This is a genomic window from Enterobacter cloacae complex sp. S1, from assembly GCF_014930525.1.
GTDB lineage: Bacteria > Pseudomonadota > Gammaproteobacteria > Enterobacterales > Enterobacteriaceae > Enterobacter > Enterobacter hormaechei_C.
Genome location: NZ_JADBRE010000078.1, coordinates 1 through 665, shown reverse-complemented (window position 1 = coordinate 665; position 665 = coordinate 1). Strand labels below are relative to the sequence as shown.

The 665-nt window shown below is 43.2% G+C and carries 1 protein-coding gene and 1 pseudogene; both read right to left on the bottom strand.

Annotation, left to right across the window (positions count from 1 at the left end):
- The coding region (locus IM290_RS21500; protein WP_193354514.1) for a His-Xaa-Ser repeat protein HxsA at positions 1-457 on the bottom strand (457 nt) is incomplete at its 3' end.
- Positions 454-665, bottom strand: a pseudogene (locus IM290_RS21495) (His-Xaa-Ser system radical SAM maturase HxsC); the annotation flags it as partial. The pseudogene IM290_RS21495 and the gene IM290_RS21500, both read right to left, overlap by 4 nt.

Here is a 665-nt window from a genome sequence, read left to right as displayed (position 1 = left end):
TGATTAAGCGCTTACGCTTCTCTGTACCAGAAGTAAGCCCATTACTTGCACGGTTAGCTTCTGTAGTTCCAACTGAATTCGTAGTAGTAGAGTTAATATTGTCGTTAGAACGAAGCGAACGCACAGAGGAAGAGGACGATGAGGAACTTGTTCCTGAACTTGAAGACCCAGATGAACTTGGTGAGCTGTATGTTTTTGGATAATAAGGAGTGCTGCCACCATAGTACCCGCCACCTGATGATGAACGGTGAGAACTATGGCTCCGATGGGAGCTATGACTGCGATGCCCTGCAATGTAGAATGGAACTTCGGTGTTAAGTGGTGCGATCACTAAATCATGTTCATTAAGAGTCATACCAGGCAAATCACTTGCTCCGGTAGATGAATCACTTGCCCATACAGAATTATTGAGTGCTAAAAATCCCGGAAGTAGAGCAGCAAAATTAAATTTTTTCATAAAATTGGTCTCGGTGGTTGATGAAAACGGCCTGTTGAGGAACTGAAATAACCAGCACAGGAAGACTTCTGAGTGCATTCATCACATTCTTTCGGATAGTAATTTTTCCAATCAGAGATCGACTGAGCAGCAAGCTCCCAAGCTCTTTCAGGAAGATGACACAAAGGATAATTAAAAATTGTTAGAGGTATGCCTGACCTGTGTGCAG